Here is a 24357-nt window from a genome sequence, read left to right as displayed (position 1 = left end):
TTCTTACTTGAGACCCCTCGTAAAAATCTACCTATGGCGTATGTTCCCTTAAACGACTAATCTTAAATTATAAGAACTTTATTTATTGGATGTCGTAAATGTTGTTTAGGGAAAAAGGCTTCACTCTTATAGAGCTGATGATCACAATCGCGCTCCTCGCGGTTCTGTTGTTTATAGCAGTACCTAACTTTTCTGGCTTTGTTGCATCTAGCCGTCTTGCCGCATCTAAAGAGCTGCTAATTTCTAGCATTTCTTTGGCTCGTTCTGAAGCGATCAAGCGTGGTGATAGGGTTGCAGTTTGTCGAACAACAGACGGTGCTACTTGTGCTGGTACCTCTCAGACAGCAGGAAATGCGGATTGGTCTGAGGGTTGGCTAGTGTTCCTAGATGCAGATGATGATCAGACAGTTGATGCAGATGAACTGATTAAAGTCTATGCAGATATTGCCGATTCTGTTTCGGTACAGTATACCCGTGGGGATGTTTTTGTTTATGAAGGTATAGGCCTTCTTGATCTGGCAACCACAGATGATGAAACCTTTACTATTTCTGATAGTGGTGATGCCGATATAGGCATGGCCATATTTTTAAGGCCCACAGGCAGAATTAGGATGTGTCAAGAATGGCAAGCGAGTACGGCGGCATGCGCAGACAACAATTAGGCTTTAATTTGATTGAGGTAATGATCGCTTTAGTGATCATATCTGTTGGTTTGTTAGGGCTAGCGGGCCTTCAAGTGTCATCTTTGAAACAGAATCAGAGTGCTTACTATCGTAGTCAAGCAACCTTGTTCGCTTATGATATAGCAGATCGTATGCGAGCAAATATGGACGAGGTTAATGCGGGCAGCTATTTTGTGGCGAGTGGCGCTGAGAATACTGATTGCATCAATTACACAGGTTCTGCATCAGGGTGTGATGCAGATGAAATGGCATCTCATGATATTTGGGAGTGGCAAGAAGCTATTGATGCTGAGCTCCCTTTAGGCGATGGCCGAGTATGTAGAAGTGATCTAGCCGACGATGATATGGGGGCGCCAGATTGCGAAGCAGCAAACTCGGATAACCCCGTAGTGGTTTATGTCTGGTGGAATGATGATAAAAGTGCATCAGGTGCTACAGCCCAGTTTAGTGTGAGTATCGAATTATGATGGCCGATTTGAAACGAAGACCTAACCAAAAAGGCTTCTCGTTAGTAGAGCTGCTCGTATCTGTTGTTATCGGCTTGTTGTTAGTGGTAGGAGTTCTTCAGGCTTTTATAAGCAGTAAAGAAACCTATACCTTGCAGTCCGGTTTAGCTAAATTGCAGGAAAATGGACGTTTCGCGATGGCTTTTCTAACACGAGATTTAAGGCAGGCAGGTTATTCTGGTTGTACAAGTAATACAACTTTTGCAAATACGCTACGAGATGCTAGCTCTGCATTGCCTAGCTATCTTGACTTTGATGCCACAATTACAGGAGTGGATAACCTTGGGGCTGGAGTGGTCTACAACACAATTTCAGCTATAGAGACTACAGATGTAGTAGAAGTTCGTTTTGCTGATAATTCAAATTCTTGTGATGTCGATTTTCATAATGTGAATTCTGCCAATTTACATTGTACCGATACGAACCCATTCAATGTCGGTGACTTGTTAGTTGTTACTAATTGCACTCACACTGCTCTGTTTCAAAAGACAGGACCGACAGCAAATAACCAAATTATTGTACACAACACCGGTAATGGCACGGACATTGGTAACTGTACTAAGGGCTTGGGCGTGCCAGTTGAGTGCACAACCAATGGTACAGGTTATCAATTCAGTGATGGTATTGTATTACAGTTGAATTTCTATCGTTACTTTATTGGTACGAACACTCATGGTGAGCCTGCTCTTTTTAGGGAAGGAATTTGGAATAATGCTGGTGTGACCGAAACAAGAGCGAGTGAACTTGTTGAAGGTATAGAAAACATGCAGGTGCTCTACGGAGAAGATACCGATAGTGATGGCACTGCTGATTATTATGTCCCTTTTGATGAAGTAGCTGATGACGAAAATATAATCAGTATTAGGGTGAGTATTTTGGTCCGGTCCAGTGAGGATAGTATTGCGAGAGATGGTCAGACAGTCGCATTTAATGGCACCACTACCACCTTTAATGATGGACGATTGAGAAAAGTATTTACCACAACCATTGCGTTGAGGAATCGACTATGACATTGCACCCGAGACGCAGTCAGCAGGGCACGACACTCATTATCACAATGATTTTTCTTTTAGTGCTCAGCATTATCGGTTTGGCAGGTATGGATGTTACTGGCTTGGAAGAAAGGATGGCCGGTAATATGAGGGATCGTAATATGGCATTCCAAGCGGCTGAGGCAGCGCTTCTCGAAGGTGAGGATTATTTGGAATCGATCGTTATCTTACCTGCATTTGATGGTTCTGATGGACACTATGCCTTGCCTGGTGATGGAACTAAAAATTGGGAAGAGATAGATTGGACCTCCTCTAGTGCTGTTAGGGCGTATACGGGGGGCGGTTTTACCGAACTTGCTAGCCTGCCTGGATATATAGTGGAAGATCTGGCAGCCGCTGCTGCTAGTGATAGTTTGGAAGTCGGAGTGCCTGTAGATAATAAGCGATTCTATAGAGTCACTTCACGCGCAGTAGGTCAGACAGGGTCGTCTGAAGTTATGTTACAAATAGTGTATAAGCGCTAGGGGGCAATAATGAAACTCTTCAATGTTAAACAGCTTTTTCACCTACTGCTTCCTTCAATTCTATTGTTGCCTACGGCGGGCCACGCGACAATTGCGCAAGCTCCCTTATTTGTAAACACGGCAATTCAACCAAATATTTTATTTTTGGTGGATGATTCGGGGAGTATGGGCTGGGCTATATTAAAGTCTACCGGTGCATTGGCTGATGCTGAATACAGTGATAATAGTGACTTTCCTTCAGATGGCATCAATGATGACGGCACAGTTGATATGACGCCTAGTGAATTTAGTCGAGCAGAAATATTAGAGGCGTGTGTTGGCTATAACGTCGTTTATTATGATCCAACTGAAACTTATACCCCTTGGCCAGGGGTAGACATAAATGGTGATGCGTACGTTGATCAAAGTATATCGGCGGCTCGAGCTAACCCCTACGATCCCGATGATGGACATGGAGTGGTCGACTTAGTTGATTTCTATGATGGAAGCCCAGGTTATTTTACATGGACCGATTCCAATAATGATGGTGAATTCCAGCGAGGGGAATGCCCTGATCCTGATGATGCTGGCTTTGATTATGATGCAGACTTTACGTCTACAGATGAGATGACAGCAGCCGAACAGACGAATTTTGCTAACTGGGCATCCTACTACCGAACTCGAGAACATGTAACGAAAGCCGCTTTGCTGAGTATCTTTGATTCTTCCACTGCTCGATTGGGTCTGGCTACTCTGCATAACAATAACACTGTTGCATTTCCAATTCTCGATGTGACTTCAGGAACTAATCGCTCAGACTTGATGGATAAAGTTGGTCTAATCAATTCTTCGGGAGGAACACCATTAAGACAGAAGTTGGAAGAAGCAGGTGAATATTATGAGGGGACTACTGATACTGCATTATTCGGCACTGAAGAATCGAGCCCCATTCTGAGCTCAGCGGATGGTGGTAGCTGTCAACAAAACTTCACTGTATTAATGTCTGATGGTTATTGGAATGGTGATAATCCTTCAGTAGGCGATGCTGATACGGATAATAATACGGACTATGATGGTGGAGTATATGCAGATGGCTCACCTATAGCAGGCTCTGGTTCCTTAATTGATGATTGGCCAACATTTCACGAAAGAACGGAAGAAACGCTTGCTGATGTAGCAATGCATTATTATGAAAGGGATTTGGACTCCTCTCTTGATAATGAGGTGCCGACATCTATCTTTGATAGTAATAATCAGCAACATATGGTGACCTATACAGTAGCTTTTGGTGTTAACGGAACTTTAGATGATACGCCACCAACAGTATCTGGTGCGAAAAACTGGCCATCTGTTGAAGGGAATACCTCCACAACGATTGATGATATGCGCCATGCTGCATTTAATGGTCGAGGAGAATTTTTATCAGCTGCATCGCCTTCTACATTAATTCAAACCTTCAATAATGCCGTAGCTAGTATTGCAGGGCGAATTTCGTCGGCTTCTTCAGTGGCAACTAACTCCACCCGTTTAGATACAAACTCAAAAATCTATCAAGCTCGTTTTACCAGTGAAGCGTGGTCTGGAGATCTGTTAGCTTTTAGTTTGAATGCTTTTACGGGGGCGGTTGATAGTTTGGCTTGGAATGCTGCAAGCAGAGTACCAGCAGAAAATAGTCGTAATATTTTTACTTATAATGAAGACAACGCTGCAGGTTCGCGAGGTGTTGCATTTGAGCATGCTAACTTAAGTACGGCACATCAAGCGCTACTAACTACAGGTCAGGTAAATTATCTCCGAGGTGACCAGAGCGATGAAGGTACTCTATATCGTTCACGTACAGCCGTTTTGGGGGATATAGTTAATTCGGACCCTTTGTTCTCAGGAAGAGACGATTTTAATTATTACGTCTTGGAACTTGATGGTTCGGGGTTTGCTACTTATGACAATTATTTGTCCGGTACAACTGAAGATTGGCAGAAGGGTAATCGTACCGATATGCTCTATGTGGGCGCTAATGACGGAATGCTCCACGGGCTTCTTGGAGATGGTAATACTGCTAACACCTGTTCTCTGGGATCAAAGGCGTGTGAGGGTGAGGAGGTCTTAGCTTATGTACCTAAAGCGGTGTATAGCAACTTGGCCGATCTGACCTCAACAGGCTACAGTCACCAATTTTATGTAGACAATTCACCCGTTCAAGGTGATGCCTATATTGATTGGGGCGGTAGTCAAGGTGAAGGCTGGGGTACAGCATTAGTAGGGACGTTAGGTGCCGGTGGTAAAGGTATTTTTGCCCTAAATATTTCTGATCCACTGAATTTTAGTGGCGAGCATGTTCTCTGGGATTTAGATGACGGTGATCTAAGCGATCTTGGTTATACCTTCTCAAAACCAACCGTTGCTAAGATGGAAAATGGGGAGTGGGCGGTAATTTTTGGTAATGGCTATCACAGCGCAAACCATGAGCCTGTTCTTTATATTCTCAGTTTAGAAGATGGTAGTGAAATTATAACTCCCTTAAAGGCAGGAACTGCATATCGAGGAACCGCCGCTAGCACAAATGGTTTATCGACCCCAATTGTGATTGATACTGATGGTAATCGAAAGGCAGACACCATTTATGCGGGTGACCTTCAGGGGAATATGTGGAAGTTTGATGTTAGCTCTTCGAATGACGGTCAGTGGGACTTTGCGTACAAGGATGGTAATGGTGCTAATGCTGATCCGTTACCCTTATTCACGGCTTGTGCAGCTAATACTTGTACTACCACAAACCGCCAGCCAATTACCTCAAAGCCACAAGTTGTGAGTGGAACCAGTGAAGGTGTAATTGTGTTATTTGGCACAGGTAAGTATTTTGAGACAGGGGACAATATAGATACATCTACAACACAATCATTCTACGGCATTAATGATACCGGTAGTGTCGTAGATGAGCGTGCTGACCTGCAAGCCCAGCTGATCGTTGATGAGCAGCCTATTGCAGAAACTGGGTTTACCCATGATATTCGAGTGACTTCGGCAAACGATGTGGATTACACCACGCAAAAAGGTTGGTACTTAGACTTCTATTATGATGAGACACCATTAGATAGTGCTCATGATCACCCAGGAGAGAGGGTCGTTGCCGATCCATTAGTGCGTAATGGTCGAGTTATCTTCCCAACCTTGATTCCGGAAACTGACCCATGTTCATTTGGTGGTACAGGTTACCTTATGGAACTTGATGCTCAGACAGGTTCTCGTTTAGAAATTTCACCATTTGATAATGATGGCGATGGCAATATCAATGACAATGATTTTGTACATATCGATACTGATGGAGATGGTGTTAAAGATACTTGGGTACCTGTATCAGGTAAAAAATCAGGTGTTGGTATTATTAAAACTCCGGGTGTTATCTCTACCGGTGATAATGAACTTAAATATACTTCAGGTTCATCGGGTGATATTGAAGTAACTGTTGAGTCGGCGGGTGACAAGCTGGGTAGACAGTCATGGATTCAGGTGAAGTAAGGTAAGGAAAAATGAAGAAGAACGCAGGCTTTACGCTAATAGAACTGATGATTGCAGTGGCAATAATAGGAATCATTGCTTCGGTTGCCTACCCGTCATATCTGTCATATTTGCGAGACTCACGTAGGGCTGATGCCGAAGGAGTGTTGATCGAAATGTCTCAATGGATGGAGCGTCAGTATACGGTCGACGGTAGTTATAATGCCGACGGTACGCCAACTTTACCAATTCAAAAATCGCCAAGAGATGGCTCGGCTACTCATTATCAGATTGCTATTACAGCGATTGATGCTGATTCATTTACTCTTACGGCGACAGCTCAGGGTGGTCAGACTCAGGAAGAGTGTGGAAATTTAACGTTAACGCAAACAGGTGCTAGGGGTTCATCTGGACCAGGAACTAGATGTTGGGATGATTAATTAATTACTCATTCTAGGCTAAACGAATAGCACCACCTACAAAGGACTGTGGGGGTACAAAATGAACAAGGATTGTTCTCGCAAGTTTCGGGGGCACGCATCTTTGCGTGCCTTTTCTTTTGGCTTCTCATTGATTGAATTACTAATAGCCATAGCAATTCTGACTATACTGCTTTCGGTTGCTCTACCGAGCTTTGGGCAATTCTTTCAGAGGAATCAGCTGATTTCTGAGCAGCAAAAAATACATAGCTTACTTTCATATACACGCATGGCAGCCGTTACTCAGGTTCAGAATGTTGTTATATGCAGATGGGATGGTGAGAGTGGATGTACAGGGACGTCTGCATCTAACACTTTGATCTGGCCTGAGGGAGCGTTGGTTTTTGTCGATCTAGATCAGGATAGAGAATTGGATGAACCGGACGAGAAGGTTTTAAAAATATTTCCTTTCTCAGATGCTAATCAAATCTCTTGGAATAGAGGAGAAACTCTCGTTTACGAAGCGGATGGCTCAGTGAGGGGTGGATCCAATGGGACGTTCACCATTGAAAATGGTGGTGAAGTTTATGAGTTGGTCATCTCGTTGACCGGGCGGGTGAGAAGAACAATCTAGTCCATTTAGTTATGAGAAAGGCTGACAACGTAGTAACCTAGCATCAGTAATCATGCTAGGGATGTAAGATGTCAGATTTTCTAATAATTGGTGGTGGTGTGATCGGTATGATGTTGGCGCGCGAGCTTGCTCAAGCTAATGCTGATGTCACGTTGTTAGATCGCCAAATGTGTGCACAAGAATCTTCTTGGGCGGGCGGTGGTATTGTTTCGCCTTTATATCCTTGGCGTTACCCCGATGCAGTCACAGAGCTGGCCACGTGGTCGCAAAGTAGTTATATCCATCTAGCGCAAGATCTTTTGGATGAAACCGGTTTTGATCCTGAATTACGCCAAAAAGGGATGTTGATGGTGTCTGTAGAGGATCAGCATGATGCTCTAGATTGGGCGCAAAAATATCACCGACCTTTACGTAAAGTGGATGCTGACTTCCTCTACCAGAAAGAGCCTAATCTTTGTTCTGGTTTGGAGGAGGGCTTATGGATGCCAGAGGTGTGCAGTATCCGTAACCCGCGTTTAGGTCGTTCCCTACGTGAAAGCCTAGTGCTTAATCCACGAGTGACGCTGTTAGAAAACCAAGAAGTAAAGGGTTTTGAGCTTGATGGTAGCCAAGTTGTTGGCGTTGAAACGGCAGAGCATAAGCTTCGTGCTAATAAAGTAATTATTGCTGCAGGTGCATGGAGTGCAGAGTTGCTATCAATGTTAGACAGAGAGTTACCTGTAGAGCCAGTACATGGACAAATGATGTTGTTTAAAGCCAAACCAGGTTTGGTAAATCGTGTCATTTTAAAGGGCGGACGTTATGTGATACCGCGTAAAGATGGTCGAGTGCTGGTGGGCAGTACAATGGAACGTATAGGTTTTACTAAACGCACAACCGAGGATGCTGCAAAATCCTTACATGCAACTGCGTTAGATATTATTCCTGCGTTGGCTGACTATGAGGTCGAACATCATTGGTCTGGCTTACGTCCTGGCTCGCCAGAAGGTATCCCTTTTATCGGAGAGGTTACTGGCTTGGACAATGTGTTTATCAACGCTGGCCAGTTTAGAAATGGTTTAGTACTTGCGCCTGCATCTACTCGATTACTTGCCGATATGTTGCTGGGTCGAGATACAATTATCTCTGCTGATCCATACAGAATGGATCGATAAAGAAAATAATAAAGCCTGCAAAACATTAACATTGTTTGCAGGCTTTATAGCGAAGCTTAGTCGTATATGGTTGGAATTGGCTGACGTTTATGTTGTGTGCGATTGTAGATCTCGATAATGCGTTGCTCTACTTCCACTTCAACGCTCTTGCCTTCTAAGAAATCATCAATTTGATCATAGCTTAGGCCTAGTGCTTGCTCATCAGCTTTTTGAGGTTCCAAGCACTCAAGATCCGCAGTAGGTGTTTTATCTACAAGTAGTGTAGGCGCACCTAAAGCTTGAGCCAGTTGTCGAACTTGGCGTTTGCTCAGGCCAAATAGCGGTGCAAGGTCACAAGCACCGTCCCCCCACTTGGTATAGAAGCCGGTGATGTTTTCTGCTGAGTGATCAGTACCAATGACTAAGCCGCCGACAATGCCAGCAACTTCGTACTGAGCGATCATTCGTGCTCGTGCTTTTACGTTGCCTTTAGCGAAATCTACGGCGCCCTCTGAGGCCTGATTGAGTTTTGCTTCAGCTAGAGAGGCTGTGACTTCTGTGTGTATGCCTTCGACGCCAGGTTTTACATTAACCGCTATAGACTGTGATGGTTGGATAAATTGAAGTGCTAGTTGCGCATCTCCTTCATCTTTCTGTACGCCGTAAGGCAAACGCATAGCAATAAATTGATAGCTGTTATCGCCGCTTTCTTGGTTTAGTTCATTGACTGCTAATTGCGCGAGTCGGCCACAGGTGGATGAGTCCACGCCGCCACTGATGCCGAGTACAAGGCTCTTGAGGCCGGAAGCTTTAAGTGTGTTTTTAATAAAGCTTACTCGACGTGCAATTTCTTTAGCAGGGTCGATTTCAGGTAGTACCTGCATCTCTTTGATAATCGCTTCTGCCTGCATATTTTGTCTCTCTTATTTCTTTTTAAGGTTCCCTAAGAAGTAAAAAGGCACCTTGAGGTGCCTTTAAGTTTTTCTTAGTTATTTCTTTTGTTCTTCGTCTTCATTATCAAATACACCGAAAGTGATGGTGCTGAAGAGAGAACGGTCAGGTTTCGGAGTTTCAGTGCTCTCATTCATACGAACTGGAGTGGCAACTGGAACCTCCTTAGCCTCACTAAACAGGTCAAACGTCGCGGCATCAAATAGAGTCTTCTCACCTTTATAAACAGGTGTGTATTGGTAATTCGGGAAGTTCTTTGCCAATACCGCTTGCGTATCTGCTGCTAGATCTTGCTGACCTAAATGTGTGTAAGCTTCAATCATGACCGCTAATGCATCAGGTACAGCAGGTGTTTCCTGCATATTTTCAATGACGTAACGTCCGCGGTTAGCAGCAGCAACAAAAGCTTCGCGTTGGATGTAGTAGCGGCCTACATGGACTTCATAAGCAGCAAGACGGTTTTTAAGGTAAACCATACGCTTTTGCGCATCAGGAGAGTATTGACTATCCGGGTAGCGGCTAACCAGTGTTGAAAAGCTCTCAAAAGAATCTAGGGCTGCACCTGGATCACGTTTAGTCTCATCAACAGGTAAGTATTGAGTAATCCAATTGATATCTTGTTCAAACGCAGTCAAACCTTTTAGGTAATATGCGTAATCAATGTTGTCGTGATTGGGGTGCAAACGGATGAAACGATCAGCTGCTGCACGTGCTGCTTCTGGTTCGTAGTTTTTGAAGTACGCGTATACTAGTTCTAATTGTGCTTGTTCAGAGAAACGACCAAATGGGTAGCGAGCTTCAAGAAGTTGTAATTTTTCGATCGCGACATCGAAGCTTTCGTTATCCAATGCTGTGATTGCTTCCTGATACAACTGCTGTTCAGGAACGTCTGGATATTCTTGAATATCTTCAAACCATGAACAGGCAGCTGTCATTAGACAGAATAAAGCAACAATAAGACTCTTGGTAATACGCATCTTTATATTAATCCCGGTGTAGTCTCTTGCCCGAAGGGTTATACTGGGCAGAAAGAGGCTATATGCAATTCAACGGCCTATTTAACCATAACTGATAGGGCCTGTTAACAGACCCAGACATATCAATTTAGAAAGTTCTAACAGGTTCGAATGTCTGATCAAATACATTTAGAAGCACGCATCGAAGATGATCTTGTTGGTAAGCGCTTGGATCAAGCGGTAGCACAGCTGTTTCCCGATTATTCCCGCTCACGTTTACAGGGTTGGATTAAAGATGGTTCAGTTAAAGTTGATGGTGAGGTAAAACGTCCCAGAGATAAATTATTTGGGGGGGAAACCATTGTTATCGATACTCAGCTGGAGATGATCGAAGATCATCAGCCACAGGATATACCGCTGGATATTGTTTACGAAGATGATCATATCTTGGTAATTAATAAACCGGCGGGGTTAGTTGTACATCCTGCTGTAGGCCATCGTGATGGTACCTTGCTAAACGCACTGCTGTTCCACTGCCCTGATATAGCACAAGTGCCACGCGCAGGTATTGTTCATCGTCTTGATATGGATACTACTGGCTTGATGGTTGTGGCAAAGACCATTGCGGCTCAAACAGAACTGGTTGATCAGTTGCAAGAGCGTTCGATGGGGCGCGAGTATGAAGCTGTAGTTCACGGTGTAATGACCGGTGGTGGTACAGTTGATGAGCCGATGGGGCGTCATGCTAAAAACCGTCAAAAGATGGCCGTTGTTGGTGTAGGCAAAGAAGCGACTACGCACTATCGTGTATTAAAGAAAATGCGTGCCCATACCCATATCCGATTGAAGCTTGAAACGGGCCGTACCCATCAAATTCGTGTGCACATGTCGCATATTAACTATCCTCTCGTAGGTGATCAGCTTTATGGTGGCCGTTTCCGTCTACCTAAAGGTTGTAGCGATGAGATGATTGAAGGCCTTCGCGACTTTAAACGCCAGGCTCTTCATGCCAAAAAGCTGGAGCTCTGGCATCCAGAGACGGGCGAATTAGTTTCTTGGGAAGTTGATCTGCCTGACGACTTTGAACATCTTTTATCGTTGCTTCAAGCCGACTTAGATGCTCATGCAGATGAGATGGTGTAATTAAATGCAATTTATTCTCCCAGATTGGAATGCGCCTCAAGGGGTTAAGGCGTGTACCACTACACGTATCGATGGTGTGAGCCATGGTGTTTATCAAGGCTTAAATCTGGGGGATCACGTTAAAGATGATCCTGAACACGTCAAACAAAATCGGCAAGCTGTGATTGATGAACTGAGCTTATCGCGTAACCCTCAATGGCTATCGCAAGTTCACGGAATTGATCTGATCGAAGCTAAAGATGATGGTGTTTGTTGTGAAGCAGACGGTTGCTGGAGCCAAGAAACGGGCCAGGCATGCGTTGTGATGACGGCTGATTGTCTTCCAGTATTGTTTGCTGATGGTAATGGTAAACGTGTTGCTGCAGTTCATGCAGGCTGGCGAGGGCTGCTTGATGGTATTTTGGAGCAAGCTGTCGTGGGCTTTGATGAGCCAGAAAATCTACATGTTTGGCTAGGACCGGCTATAGGCCCAGAGGCATTCGAAGTAGGGGAAGAGGTGCGAGATCAATTTGTCGCGGTTCGGGCGCAGGCTGGTCAAGCTTTTACCCCTGTTGTTGGTTCACCAGACAAGTATCTAGCAGACATCTATCAGTTAGCTCGCCAAAGGCTAAATGCGGTAGGTGTAAGTTTTGTCTCTGGCGGCGAGTATTGCACCTATACTGATGCAGAGCGGTTTTATTCCTATCGTCGAGATGGTGTAACAGGCCGAATGGCAAGTCTGATCTGGATTGAATAACGTGGATTTAATTACTACCAAGCCCGAACTCTTTGTTGATCTTCTAGAGATCGACTCCAGCATCGTTATCGATCTTAAATATTTTACCGGCGATAACTTTGTTGGTGAGTCAATTTGCGGTTATCTGAGCGAGACTTGCCTGTTAACAAAACCTGCAGCAATGGCATTGCAAAGGGTTCAGCATTCATTGGCTGAATTTGGTCTGGGGTTAAAAGTATTTGATGCCTACCGACCTCAGCGTTCGGTTGATCAGTTTATTGCTTGGTGTGACCAAGATGGTGCTAACCATACACAGAAACGATTCTTCCCTACATTGCAGCGCCCGGAACTGTTTAGCAAAGGATATCTTATTCGGCATTCCAGCCACACTCGGGGAAGTACGGTTGATCTGACATTGATCGATTTAGATTCCAGGGTAGAACTGGATATGGGGACAGAATTTGATTTCTTTGGTCCTGAATCTTGGTTTGATTCAAACGCGGTATCTGCGCAGGCGCGTGCGAATCGAATGTTACTGCAGCGCGTAATGGTTCAGCATGGCTTTGTGCCTTTCCATCAGGAGTGGTGGCACTTTACCTTGCAGGATGAGCCATATCCGAATCAGTATTTTGATTTCGAAATAAGCTGATTCGACTTGTTTAATTCCAATGTTGGCTCAGATTAAACGCAGCTAGCCAATCAGGGATCAGATCTGCTGGCATCGGTTTAGCGATGCCATAACCTTGCGCATGGTTGCAGCCTAATGCCATCAAACAGCGGCCATGCTCAGCGCTTTCCACACCCTCGGCTATGACTCCACGATTAAAGGCTTTACCTAAGCCAATAATCCCTTCAACAATCGTTTTATCCTCATCGTCTTCCAGCATATCCATAACAAAGCTGCGATCAATTTTTACGGTATCAGCAGGAATTTTGCGAAGGTAAGTCAGAGACGAATAGCCCGTACCAAAGTCATCTAAAGCGAACTTAATACCTAACTTGTGACATTTATCGATGATGTCGCAGGCTGCGCTGACATCATTGAAAGCGGTGGTTTCTAACACTTCTAATTCAATTGCTTCAGGCGGGACCTCTGGGTATTTGGCTAATAGATCAGCCAATTGTTCAGGAAATGCTGGGTTTTGTAAGTGCTCGGCTGAAATGTTGATGCTGGTGGATAGCTCGAGCCCTGCTGCTCTCCAAACGCGTAGTTGACGAATTGCTTCATTCATCACCCACGATCCAAGTTTTGTTGCCAGATCGGAGTTTGTTATATGCGGTAGGAAGCTATCGGGCGGTAGTAAGTTCAAGGTGGGATGCTCCCAGCGGATCAGTGCTTCCATGCCGTAGACTTCGCCTGTTTGCATGTTGATCTTTGGCTGGTAAAACAGAACAAATTCTCTATTGATCAGTGCTTCGTGGATCTCATCTTGAGCTTTATGTTGGTCTTGTGTTTGCCTATCTACAGCAGGATCAAAAAAATGGTAGCGGTTACGCCCTGTTTGTTTTGCGGTATACATCGCCTGATCCGCATGACGGATCATCGTATCGGCATCGGAATTATCATCAGGGTAAAGTGTCGCGCCGATACTGGCTGATATAGATAGGTTGCGCTGCTTTATTTGGAAAGGCATCGCTAAGGTGCGATTTAAATTGGCCAGAATCCCTTGGCAGTGAGTGACATTCTTTAGCTGTGTTAGGATAACGACAAATTCATCGCCACCGAGTCGTGCAATGACCTGTTCCGGTCCTAGGGTCTCTTGCATCCGCTTAGCCGCTTCGATTAAAAGCATATCGCCAACATCATGGCCATAAGTGTCATTGATCGGTTTAAATTCATCTAAATCGATATAAGCGACGGCCATTATCTGTTTATGGTGTTTACAGTGTTGCAGAGCAGTTTGTAAACGGTCAGATAACAAAACTCTGTTGGGCAATTGAGTCAGCGCATCAAAATGAGCCATCTTCTCCAATTGATGTTGATGTTCTTTCAGCTGAGTAATATCTGAGAATATGCTGACGTAATGCGTGGTATCCCCATTTGGGCTCTTAACTGCCGCGATATTTAGTAGCTCAGCGTAGATCTCACCAGATTTGTTACGATTCCATACTTCACCACGCCAATGCCCATTTTGCCTGAGGCTTTGCCACATGGCGGCGAAAAATTCTTCACTATGGTGGCCCGATTTTAATATGTTGGGCGAGTGGCCAATGACTTCTGCAGCGCTATAACCTGTTAATTGATAGAAAGCGTTGTTTACGTCCAGAATGATCCCTTGTTCATTGGTGATCATTACGCCTTCACTAGCATGTTCAAAAACACTGGCAGCTAAACTAAGTTGTTGCTCTGTGCGTTTTCGTTCAGAGATATCGGATATCAGCGTGACAAAATGGTTGATATGACCTTCTGCACTTTCTTGTGCACTCATTGCAATCTCAGTATGTACAACCGGACCAGAATAGCTGATTAAACGGATTTCCTGTCGGACATGGTCTGAATCACCGTTAAGTAAGCTTTTGCACATCAAGCTAAAGCTGGTTTTATCATCAGGGTGAATCAGTTCTGATATTGGTGTGATTTTCAGATGTACAGGTTCATAGCCAAGCATTTCGCATAGATAAGTGTTGGTTTGGATCCAGTTGCCTTCAGTAGTAATTAATGCCATACCAATTAAGCCGAGTTCAAAATAGCTACGGAAGATTGCTTCGCTGGTGGTTAAAGCTTGCTGTGCTTCATGTAGCTGAGTAATTTCGTGACTCACACTTAAGACGCCAATGACTTCCCCAGAAGCTGCTTTCATAGGGGTCTTGGTCGTTTCAAGCAGCGCGCGGTGACCGTCATTAGCAAAAGTTACCCACTCTTGGAAGGTGTTGGTTTTATCTATTAGCAGCGTGGCTAGGTCGTGTTTTCGGAAAGTATCAGCAAGTTCCTTATTTACAAAGTCATAATCGGTTTTGCCAATGATTTTATGTTCAGGTGCACCAACGAACTCTTCAAAGCGAGGATTGCACGCTAGATATATGCCGTTTGGGTCCTTAAGCCATACTAGTTCAGGGATAGTGTTTACTAAAGAGTCGAGGAAAGAGCGTTCTTTATGTAGTTGTTTGTAGGCAAGTGCACCACCTAAAGCTACAAAAAGCTTTTCAACGATGGGCCTTAACTGTCGGAGCTCCTTTTTTGAAAAGTAACTGTTATCGCGTAATAGCCGAACATAGCCGAGTGCCCCTAAGCGAAATATTGCTGCGCTTCCCTCTGAGCAGTGATGTTCAATGAGTTGTTCGATTGTGGCGGAGCAAAGGTCATAACAGCAGAATTCATCTTCATCCGGAAGGGATATTGAGGGATGACCAATAGGAAGGTTTGTCTCTTTAGAGCGGCTAAACGGGAAAGCATAAAAAAGGTTATATTCTTGTATTGAATGGGTAAATTTCTCCGGCAATAGCCAAATGCCAAGATAGGTTATTTCACTTTGTCGCATTAGTGCAGTAGTGAATTCTTGGCATACTTTGTCGGGGTCGAGGCTATTTCCAACAGCTAACGATAATTCATACATCCGCTGTATATCAGACCTTAAGTCTGTTGGAGTTTTACTCATAGAAACTGCATATGCCGAAAGTTTTGTTATAGAAGTTTACCGGACGATCGCCGTTACTTGCTATTTCACCTAAGGCTAATATGCCGGAGACATCTGTCCCTGGATTAATTTGGTTGACCTGCTCATAAACTGTACGAAGTTCAGCTGGGAATTGGCTATCTAGCGCAACGGTGCGAGATAAACAGTCACAAACTAAAACACTGGAGGTTAAGTCAGTAATGACTTCTTCAGCAGCTTGCCTCGCTGCTTCAATTAGATTATCTGGGGAGCCTTCGACTAGGTACATCAGTGCACCTTGAGGAATATCAGATAAAAACATTACATCGGTATTGCCGCATAACGCTATTGGATCTCGTACAACATCTTCCGAACCTGGATGCTCAACGGCAAAAGGATAACGTGGTGTCACATCTTTATAAAAGCGTTCTGGAGGAGTGTTTCTTAATTTTTCAGGCAGGGCGTGACGGTATGCAGATTCGGCATCTTCCCAATCTAGTTCGTGTAAAATGTTTCCAGTTGTTCTGCTGGCGACATAGGGGCCAGAATGTCGAATCCAACCATGTTTGGCGACGCTATTACTTGGTTGGTTAATTATGGCTATTAAGGCTGTATCATTTAGGGTACCCCAAGGGCCAAAAATACAAGTGTCAGGTCTTAGTTCATGGTTTCCCGCACCTGCGCCAAAGTAACTGCAGCGTTTACTAAAACGGTTATATAACTGATTTAGTAAATTATCTATTTGGGGTGAAAGGCAATCTACTAATGTAAGGCATGTTGCACCGCTCTCTGGTATGTCACTGTATGTAGGAAGGGTTTCAATTTGGGCATCTTTTGAAGGCATCGGTATAGCTACTGGGGGAGTAAGGCAGTTAACCTTTATAACTAAAGCTCCTTCATAGAGCATGCGTTTTCCATGAATAAGACCAGGAAAGACTGCTCCAAAAAAACGACAGTCAGCGTTATTGAGGGGCTGAACTAAATTATCTAAATCGTTTTGATGTTTGTCAGCGAGAAGGATTAACCAATGTTCATCAGTATTGAGGGGCTCACCACTGATAACACCGACTAACTCTTGAATATTGTTAAATCGAACGTACATCTGACACCTTACTTCGTTTTTGTATTTATATTCAGGTATTCAATAGCTCATTAATATACTGAGACGCACTATAATGCAATTCTTGGTTTAGCACGCGTGCTAGTGAGTTTCTGCACTACACTTCTTATTCTTTTACCTCTTGTTTAGACATATAGCTTAGTGAATCATTTTCGTGAGGCCGTGTATTTATTTCATTTCTTTTGGTGCGATCGTGGTATTTTTATCACATGTATATATGAGGTCGAAAGTTGAAACTTTCGTGGTTTCGGCTAAAAATTAGTTAATCTAAAGTATATCCCGACTTATCTGGATAATTGGTTTAGTTGCTAGTGTTGGTAGTTTAGTTTATTGGCTATGTAAGGAAGGCTATTGCTGAAATAGCTTTGCGGAGCACAGAGGGATTTAGATGTCTGATTACAAAGTGTTGTTTACAGGTTCGGTTTGCTCAGGAAAGACAACGGCGATTCGTTCTTTGAGTGATATCGAAACTGTTGATACTGACGCTAAGGTTAGTGATTCTGCTATACGTAGAAAACAGAAAACTACCATTGCAATGGATTATGGAATATTGGAACTAAACAGTACTTCCAAACTGCATCTTTACGGCACTCCGGGGCAAGAACGATTTAAGTTTATGTGGCAGCTGATGATGAGCGATTTAGTTCATGATGCTGAAGCGTTGATTCTTATGGTGGATAACACCCGTAATGACCCTTTTAAAGATATCCGCTTCTATGTCGAGGAGTTTCGAGACTTTATCATTCGCCGCCGTCTAATCATTGCTGTAACTCACTCTGATATAGAGCCAGATCCTGATTATGATTATTACATGACCGAATTAAAGGCCATGGGTCTATATACTTCTGTTGTCTTTATTGATGCACGAGATCCCACATCAGTTTTGAAAGTTGTAAAAGAGCTAGTGGGTAATCTAGAAAAAGACATAGATTGGAAAGGCATGAGTAAGCGCCTAGAAGTTAACAGTACTATGCCTGATTCTGACGATGATCTCGCAGCAGGTAATAAACCAGAGTCTCATGCGATTGATAATGTTTCCTTAATGGACGCTGCTATGAATACCCGCGGTATTACCGGTGCAATGCATTTGGGTGCAGATCGTAAATTGCTGAGTGCTAGTGTTAGAAACCAACAAAATAAAGAACTTCTACGTTCTATGGTGAACCTTGTTGCTGCTTTAGAGAATAAAGCAGCTTTTATGGGACGCATAGATGATCTAGTGTTGTGCGGTCCTAATCAAGAAACCTTATCCGTCTTCGTTGAAAAAGAGCAGGCCTTAGGTCTGTGTTCTGATCGAGGCTTAAGTTTGAATGTGGTTAAACAGCAAGCTTCTGATCTGTTGCAGTGGAGTCATACATGATAGAGCTACTGACGCAGGTTGATAAGCCGGGGGTGATTGAGTGCAGTATGGTGTTAAGTGGCAAAGAGGTTGTCGCGTCCAGCTTTCCGGCTGAATATAAAAATCATGCGACTATAGGAAAGCAGGCTTTTATTTATGTTTTTTCCAATGTTGCAAAAATGCGAACCAAGCATAATGAATCTCATCTAGAAATAGGTGATCGTCGTATTAGTGGATATCAATTAAAGCCAGGGTTGATTTTGGTTTGCCTATCGGCAAAAGATTCAAATATTGCGTTGGTGCGAAAACATATTCGCGAAGTGCATACTGCTTTTCTTCGAGAACAAGTGGCGAAGAAATTGGATTCCTAAAGCTTTATTCTTTTACTCCATCATGGTTTTTAGTGTTGATCCTGATCAACCGCTAACCTGATGTCGACTTTATAATAATTGTTATTTTGCGCTGCACCATAGATGCTTTATTTGCAATCTGCCCAGACTGGGCTAGTTGTATTAGTAGAGGAAATTTTTAGCTTTGGTTCAGGTAACGAGTTGTAAACTGCAGTTACCTACTGACTAGACAAGGACTGCGTGCATGCAAAACTACAAGATCCTTTTTACAGGATCGGTGTGTTCAGGAAAATCTACAGCTATTCGATCATTAAGTGATATTGAAACACTGGATACTGATGCGCGTGCCAGTGATGTTACGGTTCGCCGTAAGAAAAATACCACAATAGCTATGGATTACGGTGTACTGGATCTGCATGATCAGGCACGAGTACACCTATACGGTACTCCAGGCCAAGAGCGTTTTCGTTTTATGTGGGAGATGTTAGCGTGTGAATTTGCTCATGATGCGATTGGCATGGTGCTGCTGGTGGATAACACTCGTAAAGACCCTTTCCGCGATATCCGTTTTTACGCTAAAGAATTTAGTGATTATATTAAAAAGCGTCGTTTAATTATTGCTGTTACCCACTCTGACGTAGAGCCCAACCCACCAATTCAAGCTTATCAAGCTTGTTTGAGGGAGATGGGGTTGATGGCAACGGTTATTTTCCTCGATGCTCGGGACCCACGTGCTGTCTTAGGGGTTGTTGAAGAGTTGATTTCTGCGGTTGAACTTAATGTTCAATGGGATGAGCTATGTGAGCGTCTCTTAGGAAATAATGGTTTCTCATTAGACTTTTATAAGCCAATTTATGAAGAAACTATGTTGGATGCCGCAATGAATAAACGTGGCGTTTTAGGCGCTATGCACCTTGATGAGAATCAAGAGGTCCTCTGTTCTAATATTGACAGCTCCTCACGTAAAGCATTGCTAAAAAGTGTGAATAAACTTTCTAAGGCATTAGCCGAGAAAGCCGCTTTTATGGGAGAAGTGAGTAACATAGTTATAGCTGGCCCTGAAGTGCAAACTCTTTCGATGTTTACCGATCAGGAACAGGCGCTCTGCTTATGTTCCGATAATGATATTTCTCTTCCGGTGTTGAGACAGCAGGCCAGTGACCTTCTGCAATGGAGTAAAGAAAATGACTATCTGGCGTGAAATGAAGGAGAAAGAATTGATTCTGCAAGGGTGTTTGATGTCGTCAGGTGCAATTGTAAAATCCACATTTCCTGCTGAATATAAAAAACAATTAGCTGTTGCACGCCAAGCATTACTCTATATTTTTAAGAGCGCTGCTCAGAACAGTGAAGGTTATGATGAAGCGCATATGGAAGTTGGATATCACCACTATAGTGGTTATCAGCTGGATGCAAATACGATTCTGATTTGTTTTTGCGACTCAGATGCACGGCAGCATTATTTAAGAGAATATATAGATGAAAATAAGCAGCGCTTTTTAGATCTACTTTCTGTTTGATAACCTCCTATTTCATATAAGTTTTGTCTAATTTTTGACCGCTAAGCCCTTGAAGCGGTCCTGACTTGTCCCCATACCTCTGTTATACCGATAACTTAGTATCCATAAACAACACATCATTGTGTTGCCAGATACAGGTTCTTTTAAGGCTATATGGAGGTTGTATGCGTCCGGATAAATTTACATCCAAACTTCAAGAAGCATTAGCTGATGCTCAATCATTGGCTGTTGGGTTAGATAATAACTACATAGAACCTATTCATATTTTAAGTGCATTGATTGAACAGCAAGGAACAGTGCCGCTGCTAGAACAAGCAGGTGCAAATGTTCATGCACTAAAAAACCAAGTTGATCAGACCGTTAGGCAGTTACCTAAAGTTCAGAATCCTGATGGTGAACTGCGTTTCTCTCAAGATGTAGCGCGGGTATTTAACAAAGCCGACAAACTTGCCCAGCAAAAAGGCGATCAATATATCGCTAGTGAATTGATTCTGTTGGTCTTAGCAGAAGATAAATCCAGTGCCGGTAAATGTTTAAAAGATGCGGGCGTTATCCCGAAAAAGCTAGATCAGGTCATAAATCAAATTCGAGGAGGGGAGTCAGTGCAGGACCCCAATGCAGAAGATAATCGTCAGGCTTTGGATAAGTACTGTATTGATCTTACTGAGCGCGCAGAAGCAGGAAAGCTAGATCCTGTCATCGGTCGTGATGACGAAATTCGGCGTACTATTCAAGTATTGCAACGCCGAACTAAAAATAACCCAGTGCTTATTGGCGAGCCTGGAGTAGGTAAAACGGCGATTGTGGAAGGGCTAGCTCAACGTATTGTCAATGGTGAAGTGCCTGAAGGCTTAAAGCGTAAGCAAGTCTTATCGCTCGACATGGGCGCTCTAATTGCGGGTGCTAAATTCCGTGGAGAGTTTGAAGAGCGCTTGAAAGCGGTATTGAACGAGCTTTCCAAGCAGGAAGGACAAGTCATCCTCTTTATTGATGAGCTGCATACTATGGTGGGAGCCGGCAAAGGTGAAGGGGCAATGGATGCGGGTAATATGCTAAAGCCTGCATTAGCTCGTGGTGAACTGCATTGTGTTGGTGCGACTACCCTTGATGAATATCGCCAGTATGTTGAGAAAGATGCAGCCCTTGAGCGCCGTTTCCAGAAAGTAATCGTTGATGAGCCTGATGAGGAATCTACGATTGCGATTCTTCGTGGCTTGAAAGAACGTTACGAAGTACATCACGGTGTTGATATTACTGATTCTGCGATTATTGCTGCGGCTAAGCTCTCGCAGCGCTATATCACTGACCGTCAGTTACCGGATAAAGCCATCGATCTGATTGATGAAGCTGCATCCCGTATTCGTATGGAGATGGATTCTAAACCGGAAGATATGGATCGCCTCGAACGCCGTCTTATTCAGCTGAAAATGGAACGTGAAGCACTGAAGAAAGAGAAAGACAGTGCAGCACAACAGCGTTTGAAGGAGCTTGAAAGCACTATATCTAATGTTGAAAAAGAGTTCGCTGACTTAGATGAAGTTTGGAAGGCAGAGAAGCTCGCGCTGCAAGGTTCGCAAAAGATTAAGGAAGCGTTAGATCAAGCACGTATCGAACTTGAAAAGCACACTCGCTCTGGTGATCTGCAGAAAATGTCAGAGCTTCAGTACGGTAAAATCCCTGAGCTGGAAAAGCAGTTAGTTGCGGCGTCAGAAGCGGAAGAGCAAGGTCAGCAAGAGACTAAGCTTTTACGGAACAAAGTTTCTGAAGAAGAGGTTGCAGAGGTTGTTGCACGCTGGACAGGCATCCCTGTCAGTAAAATGTTGGAAGGTGAACGCGAGAAACTTCTTCGAATGGAGCAAGCGCTTCATGATCGGGTAGTTGGCCAAGAAGAGTCGGTTATCGCTGTCTCTAATGCTGTTCGTCGTTCTCGTGCAGGGCTAGCCGATCCTAACCGTCCAAATGGCTCCTTTCTTTTCTTAGGCCCTACGGGTGTAGGTAAGACTGAGTTGTGTAAAGCACTCGCTAGCTTTCTGTTTGATACAGAGGAAGCGATGGTGCGTATCGATATGTCGGAATTTATGGAGAAGCACTCAGTCGCACGATTGATCGGTGCGCCTCCAGGCTATGTCGGTTATGAAGAGGGTGGTTACCTCACCGAAGCTGTGCGACGTAAACCTTATTCTGTACTGCTGCTAGATGAGGTGGAGAAGGCGCATCCTGATGTCTTCAATATCTTGCTGCAGGTATTGGAGGATGGACGTCTGACCGATGGCCAAGGCCGAACCGTTGATTTCAGAAACACCATCGTGGTGATGACATCGAACTTAGGCTCTGATCTGATTCAAAACTTTAGTGATGATGACGATTACCAGTTGATGCAGAAGGCTGTAATGGAAGCGGTAGGCACCCATTTCCGTCCAGAAGTGATCAACCGTATTGATGAAGTGGTGGTTTTCCATAGTCTTAAAAAAGATCAGGTGGCCGGTATTGCCAAGATCCAACTGCAACGTCTACAGAGCCGTTTAGCAGAGCGCGATCTGAGCTTGACGTTAACCTCAACAGCGATGGATAAGCTGGTGGATGTAGGCTTTGAGCCTATCTATGGTGCTAGACCTCTGAAGCGAGCGATCCAGCAGTGGATTGAAAACCCATTAGCGCAGGAGATACTCTCTGGCCGTTATGCGCCGGGTACAGAGATTGCTGTTGATGTTGAGCAAGGCGAATTTGTATTTCGCTAAGCTTGTTATAGACAGCTAAATATAAAAAGCCAGTGCCCCTAGTTCACTGGCTTTTTATTGGTTTTTGGGGTTAAGGAAATTACTTTGAAATTCAGTAAGTTATTGGGTTACTCTTGATGCCTCAAAAAATGAAGTGAGCATCAAGAAAGCTGTTTCTACCGTTAGTTATACCGGTAATTAGCGTAGAGAGTATGCGGTGAAAATGAGCATTTGAGTGCTGTCACTGTTGAAATTATTCATTTAAATTCTCGGATTGATCATCTATTCTGGATAAGAGGTCGAGCAAAAGTTTCAGTTGTTTGGCTATAACTACAATTATTTTTGACGAGTGTTGTTAAGTACTAGAGGGCTAGAATGAGTCAAATCAAAGTGCTGATTGTTGATGATGCGCGTTTTATTCGTGATCATGTTTCGCGCATTGTGAAAGAGCATTTTCCTGATTATCAGATCGATGCAGCGGAAGACGGTGATGACGGCCGTTCGAAAATGGAAGCGACCAATTACGATCTAATCTTGTGTGATTGGGAGATGCCAGGCATGTCTGGTTTAGACCTTTTAAACTGGGCTAGGCAGCAGCCACACTACGGTGATATCCCTTTTATCATGGTAACCAGCCGCGGTGAACGTGATTACGTTCTAAAGGCGATTCAGGCGGGTGTTAATGATTACATGGGGAAGCCTTTCGAAGACTTACAGCTCGTTGAAAAAGTTAAGAAATATATCGGTAAGCGTATCGAATCTAGTGCTGCATCACGCCGTAAAGCGGCACAAATGTTAGCGACCGGTAAAAGTGCTGCAGCGCCAAAAGCGGCGAAGAAGCCAAAAGGCTTGGCTCAGTTACGAATCTCTTCAGGCGTACTTCGTTGTGCAATCAAAGATATCACTCTTCAACAAGTTAAGATCATGGTTAAGCGCGAAGAGGGTATTCCTAGTCTACTTGAGCAAGTGGTAGTGGATATTGAGCAAGTAAAAGGCGGCAAGGTTGCGCAGATGAATGGTTATATCAGTAGCCTATCTGCAAATGAGAAAAGCATTGATACTACTTTCATCGGTGTCGATGTTCAGTTTATGGATAATGACCCTGAAAAACTGGAAGTGTTAACGGGTTATATCTCTAGTCTCGGGAAAAAATAACTTATTGTTATTTAAAATAAAAAAGGCTGCTAAGTGCAGCCTTTTTTATTGCAGGAGTATCGCTTAATACAGAGCTTGCTCGTCCTTAATTACATCGATCAGAACTTCCAAAAACAGTCGATCTGCTTCGCTATGCTCTAGCGGAATCTTGATATTAGTCGTCGCAGAAAGCTTGTCAGCAATTACTTGAGCGGCGTTTTCATCATTCAAGTGCTCACGTGCAATCTCTAAGGCTTTTTCACTGATATCCGGTTCTACTAGCACTTTACGGATAAAAGACATCAATTCGTTGATTACACGCTCTTTGTTTTTAATCTCAGCGATACTCATAGGGATCTCCTGTAAACGTACATTCAGAGCCGATGAAGGGTAGTGTAAAGGCTCTGTTCTGAGTTCTGCATAGCAAAACTATAACCCGATACTGAATTTGAGC

At 43.8% G+C, this 24357-nt stretch carries 22 protein-coding genes; 17 read left to right on the top strand and 5 right to left on the bottom strand.

Going from position 1 to position 24357, the window contains the following annotated elements:
• The first annotated feature begins 98 nt into the window (after positions 1 to 98).
• From ACMXYP_RS16255 to thiO, 8 genes are all read left to right on the top strand, one after another.
• Complete coding sequence (locus tag ACMXYP_RS16255; protein ID WP_415882693.1) at positions 99 to 662, top strand: GspH/FimT family pseudopilin; 564 nt, start codon at positions 99 to 101, stop codon at positions 660 to 662.
• Positions 623 to 1150, top strand: coding sequence for a type IV pilus modification protein PilV (gene pilV, locus ACMXYP_RS16250; RefSeq protein ID WP_415882691.1), 528 nt, complete (start codon positions 623 to 625; stop codon positions 1148 to 1150). Before ACMXYP_RS16255 ends, pilV begins: the two co-directional genes overlap by 40 nt.
• A gap of 8 nt (positions 1151 to 1158) precedes the next feature.
• Positions 1159 to 2199 (top strand): PilW family protein, encoded by a 1041-nt coding sequence (locus ACMXYP_RS16245; protein WP_415882689.1) that lies wholly within the window; start codon positions 1159 to 1161, stop codon positions 2197 to 2199.
• Positions 2196 to 2705, top strand: coding sequence for a PilX N-terminal domain-containing pilus assembly protein (locus ACMXYP_RS16240; RefSeq protein ID WP_415882687.1), 510 nt, complete (start codon positions 2196 to 2198; stop codon positions 2703 to 2705). The genes ACMXYP_RS16245 and ACMXYP_RS16240 overlap by 4 nt, the downstream gene beginning before the upstream one ends.
• A gap of 9 nt (positions 2706 to 2714) precedes the next feature.
• Complete coding sequence (locus ACMXYP_RS16235) at positions 2715 to 6200, top strand: pilus assembly protein (RefSeq protein WP_415882685.1); 3486 nt, start codon at positions 2715 to 2717, stop codon at positions 6198 to 6200.
• Positions 6201 to 6211: 11 nt separating this feature from the next.
• Positions 6212 to 6619, top strand: a complete 408-nt coding sequence (locus tag ACMXYP_RS16230; RefSeq protein ID WP_415882683.1) for a type IV pilin protein — start codon at positions 6212 to 6214, stop codon at positions 6617 to 6619.
• Between the two features lie 61 nt (positions 6620 to 6680).
• Positions 6681 to 7232 (top strand): GspH/FimT family pseudopilin, encoded by a 552-nt coding sequence (locus ACMXYP_RS16225; RefSeq protein ID WP_415882681.1) that lies wholly within the window; start codon positions 6681 to 6683, stop codon positions 7230 to 7232.
• A gap of 68 nt (positions 7233 to 7300) precedes the next feature.
• Entirely contained in the window at positions 7301 to 8386 is a 1086-nt protein-coding gene (thiO, locus tag ACMXYP_RS16220; RefSeq protein WP_415882679.1) for a glycine oxidase ThiO, read from the top strand.
• Positions 8387 to 8442: 56 nt separating this feature from the next.
• On the opposite strand, the gene nadE is transcribed toward thiO, so the two are convergent.
• Both nadE and ACMXYP_RS16210 read right to left on the bottom strand, forming a co-directional pair.
• On the bottom strand, positions 8443 to 9276 hold the full coding sequence (gene nadE, locus ACMXYP_RS16215; RefSeq protein ID WP_415882678.1) for an ammonia-dependent NAD(+) synthetase: 834 nt from the start codon (positions 9274 to 9276) through the stop codon (positions 8443 to 8445).
• A gap of 78 nt (positions 9277 to 9354) precedes the next feature.
• Positions 9355 to 10293, bottom strand: a complete 939-nt coding sequence (locus ACMXYP_RS16210; protein ID WP_415882676.1) for an outer membrane protein assembly factor BamD — start codon at positions 10291 to 10293, stop codon at positions 9355 to 9357.
• A gap of 150 nt (positions 10294 to 10443) precedes the next feature.
• On the opposite strand from ACMXYP_RS16210, the gene rluD reads away from it, so the two are divergent.
• The 3 genes from rluD to ACMXYP_RS16195 are packed head-to-tail and all read left to right on the top strand — an operon-like array spanning position 10444 to position 12779.
• Positions 10444 to 11415, top strand: a complete 972-nt coding sequence (gene rluD / locus ACMXYP_RS16205; RefSeq protein WP_415882675.1) for a 23S rRNA pseudouridine(1911/1915/1917) synthase RluD — start codon at positions 10444 to 10446, stop codon at positions 11413 to 11415.
• A gap of 4 nt (positions 11416 to 11419) precedes the next feature.
• The gene (pgeF, locus tag ACMXYP_RS16200; protein WP_415882674.1) at positions 11420 to 12151 is read left to right on the top strand and encodes a peptidoglycan editing factor PgeF; all 732 of its coding nucleotides are present in this window, start codon (positions 11420 to 11422) and stop codon (positions 12149 to 12151) included.
• A gap of 1 nt (position 12152) precedes the next feature.
• On the top strand, positions 12153 to 12779 hold the full coding sequence (locus ACMXYP_RS16195; protein ID WP_415882673.1) for a M15 family metallopeptidase: 627 nt from the start codon (positions 12153 to 12155) through the stop codon (positions 12777 to 12779).
• 10 nt (positions 12780 to 12789) lie between these two features.
• Here ACMXYP_RS16195 and ACMXYP_RS16190 read toward each other — a convergent pair whose 3' ends face one another.
• Together ACMXYP_RS16190 and ACMXYP_RS16185 are read right to left on the bottom strand one after the other, a co-directional pair.
• Positions 12790 to 15726: an EAL and GGDEF domain-containing protein gene (locus tag ACMXYP_RS16190; RefSeq protein WP_415882672.1), complete on the bottom strand. Its 2937-nt coding sequence runs from the start codon at positions 15724 to 15726 to the stop codon at positions 12790 to 12792.
• A complete protein-coding gene (locus ACMXYP_RS16185) occupies positions 15719 to 16825 on the bottom strand; it encodes an FIST signal transduction protein (protein WP_415882671.1) in 1107 nt (368 codons plus the stop codon). The genes ACMXYP_RS16190 and ACMXYP_RS16185 overlap by 8 nt, the downstream gene beginning before the upstream one ends.
• A 406-nt stretch (positions 16826 to 17231) precedes the next feature.
• On the opposite strand from ACMXYP_RS16185, the gene ACMXYP_RS16180 reads away from it, so the two are divergent.
• The 6 genes from ACMXYP_RS16180 (at position 17232) to ACMXYP_RS16155 (ending at position 23924) form a co-directional block, all read left to right on the top strand.
• Complete coding sequence (locus ACMXYP_RS16180) at positions 17232 to 18203, top strand: GTP-binding protein (protein ID WP_415882670.1); 972 nt, start codon at positions 17232 to 17234, stop codon at positions 18201 to 18203.
• Entirely contained in the window at positions 18200 to 18553 is a 354-nt protein-coding gene (locus tag ACMXYP_RS16175; protein ID WP_415882669.1) for a hypothetical protein, read from the top strand. The genes ACMXYP_RS16180 and ACMXYP_RS16175 overlap by 4 nt, the downstream gene beginning before the upstream one ends.
• A gap of 223 nt (positions 18554 to 18776) precedes the next feature.
• Positions 18777 to 19733 carry a GTP-binding protein gene (locus ACMXYP_RS16170; protein WP_415882668.1) on the top strand — a complete coding sequence of 319 codons (957 nt, stop codon included), beginning with the start codon at positions 18777 to 18779 and terminating at the stop codon, positions 19731 to 19733.
• The gene (locus ACMXYP_RS16165; RefSeq protein ID WP_415882667.1) at positions 19717 to 20052 is read left to right on the top strand and encodes a hypothetical protein; all 336 of its coding nucleotides are present in this window, start codon (positions 19717 to 19719) and stop codon (positions 20050 to 20052) included. Before ACMXYP_RS16170 ends, ACMXYP_RS16165 begins: the two co-directional genes overlap by 17 nt.
• A gap of 164 nt (positions 20053 to 20216) precedes the next feature.
• On the top strand, positions 20217 to 22790 hold the full coding sequence (gene clpB, locus ACMXYP_RS16160; RefSeq protein ID WP_415882666.1) for an ATP-dependent chaperone ClpB: 2574 nt from the start codon (positions 20217 to 20219) through the stop codon (positions 22788 to 22790).
• 354 nt (positions 22791 to 23144) lie between these two features.
• Positions 23145 to 23924, top strand: a complete 780-nt coding sequence (locus tag ACMXYP_RS16155; RefSeq protein ID WP_415882665.1) for a response regulator — start codon at positions 23145 to 23147, stop codon at positions 23922 to 23924.
• Positions 23925 to 23987: 63 nt separating this feature from the next.
• On the opposite strand, the gene ACMXYP_RS16150 is transcribed toward ACMXYP_RS16155, so the two are convergent.
• Positions 23988 to 24254: a hypothetical protein gene (locus ACMXYP_RS16150; protein WP_415882664.1), complete on the bottom strand. Its 267-nt coding sequence runs from the start codon at positions 24252 to 24254 to the stop codon at positions 23988 to 23990.
• Between the last annotated feature and the right edge of the window lie 103 nt (positions 24255 to 24357).

This window comes from Neptuniibacter sp. QD34_54 (assembly GCF_047778055.1).
GTDB lineage: Bacteria > Pseudomonadota > Gammaproteobacteria > Pseudomonadales > Balneatricaceae > Neptuniibacter.
This window is presented reverse-complemented; position numbering and strand designations above follow the sequence as displayed.